Here is a 1,816-nt window from a genome sequence, read left to right on the forward strand (position 1 = left end):
TGAGCATTATGTCAGTGACCATCTAAGTGGTTTATTTGGTACGATACCGCGTAACCTGCGCAGTTATACGGGGCACGAGCCCGTGGCACTGGGAGACGACAACCGCATCCTTCATATGAACGGTCGGGTTTACGATGTAGATACCGGACGCGTGATGCAGGCCGATCCGATTGTTCAGGCGCCTATGAATTTGCAGAACTACAACGCATACAGTTATGTGTTGAATAATCCTTTGAGTTATACGGATCCGAGTGGGTATTTGATTAAGGCACTACATAACCTCTCGAAAAAGATAAACCGTCAGTTTATTCGCGGTGCGGCTAAAGTGTTTGGGGCACAAGTGGTTAGTATCGTTGGAAATATATTGTCTGGATTTTGTGGGCCTGCAGTTGGAGTTTGTGCAGCAGCTTGGAACTATGAATTCACGCGAGCTATGGGAGGTTCTCCATCTCAAGCACTTAAAGCGGGCGTCATTGGCGGTTTAACGGCTCAGGCGTTTTATGAAATAGGGCAGCATTTTAATAGCTTAGGTGCGAATAATCTGGATCAGTTTGGTAGTGTAGAGGGGGCAAAGGCTGCGGGACTTATGGAGTTTGGTGGCAATATGTTAACCGGTGGACAAGTCGCAGCACAGATAACGTCTCATGCATTGGTAGGTGGGGTATCAGCTACAGCTAGCGGTGGAAAGTTCGGACATGGATTCATTAGTGCAGGTGTAACAAAAGGTGCTGGCGGTGCGTTTTTACCTGGTGGAAGTAGACTAGAATTTCATCAAATAGCGAAAGGTACGGTTATTTCAGCTGTCATTGGTGGTACAGTATCGGAGATAACAGGCGGAAAGTTTGCTAATGGTGCTCGTACTGGGGCAATGCAGTTTACTTTGAATCAAGTCTTTGGATCAATTATAGGATTAGCCGAAGAACAGGTTAATCGTTATAAAGCTGCTAGGAGGGCTTCAGCTTTAAAAGATGAGATAAGTAGATTAGAAGAGCTATTTACAAACGATCTGAGCTTGTTCAGGCAGGAGATGGAGTTTTTTGGGTTTGAGGGCTCAAATAGAGATTTGGGACTAGGTTATATTAGTTTAAGGCTAAACCTTGAAAGAGAACTTGCAATAACTAATGCAGCGATAACCGATGGAAGTCCTTTAGGTGTATATCCTAAGTTTTCAAAAGTTAGGGGAGTAAGGGCTATGAGGCCAGATGTTGCAGGAGTTGCAAGTGTTATATGGCCTTATATCGTTGGTGCAACAGGACCTGATGTTGGATATAACTACAACTATAAATGCTCTTCGTCAAGGTGTAGGGTAATTGAATTTAATACTGTGGATTGGTATGACTAACAAGAATCTATTATTTGTTTTTGGTTTGGCATTTACTAATTTAGCTTATGCTGTCGAGGTAAATGAATGGTGTGACGTTAATATTGATAATCAATATAAGAAAGTGAATACTGGAGATAGTGATTTTTCAGCTTTTACTTACTCTACAAATGAGATGAAGCTTAAATATATAAGTATTTCTCTCAACGAAGAGAACTTCGAGTTTAGCAAGAAAGATAAAATGGCCTTTGATATATTCACATCAAACGGATTTTCCTTTTATATGTATGAATTTCCTAAGGGTTTGGAGAAGGATTTTAGACAAAAAGTTGTTTCAATCTATCTAAAAAAGGAAAATGTACAGCTAATAGGTTTAAATCAGAATGAAGTCGAGTATGCTCTTAAAAGTTGCATCAATAAAAGCGATATTGAGAGAATAAAAAAATATGTAGGGGAATAAATAATACATAACATGCCCGAATTCAAGTTCCAAGT

General features: G+C 40.5%; 2 protein-coding genes. Both read left to right on the forward strand.

What is annotated here, in order from left to right; genetic code table 11:
* The coding region (locus N482_RS03290) for an RHS repeat-associated core domain-containing protein (protein WP_331245809.1) at nucleotides 1-1,342 on the forward strand (1,342 nt) is incomplete at its 5' end.
* Nucleotides 1,335-1,781: a hypothetical protein gene (locus N482_RS03295; protein WP_063375729.1), complete on the forward strand. Its 447-nt coding sequence runs from the start codon at nucleotides 1,335-1,337 to the stop codon at nucleotides 1,779-1,781. The genes N482_RS03290 and N482_RS03295, both read left to right, overlap by 8 nt.
* The last annotated feature ends 35 nt before the right edge of the window (nucleotides 1,782-1,816 follow it).

The organism is Pseudoalteromonas luteoviolacea NCIMB 1942, from assembly GCF_001625595.1.
Lineage (GTDB): Bacteria > Pseudomonadota > Gammaproteobacteria > Enterobacterales > Alteromonadaceae > Pseudoalteromonas > Pseudoalteromonas luteoviolacea_A.

What these genes read in the sequence shown, in the direction of transcription:
- N482_RS03295 (WP_063375729.1), top strand. Translation starts at nt 1,335, where the DNA reads ATGACTAACAAGAATCTATTATTTGTTTTTGGTTTGGCATTTACTAAT.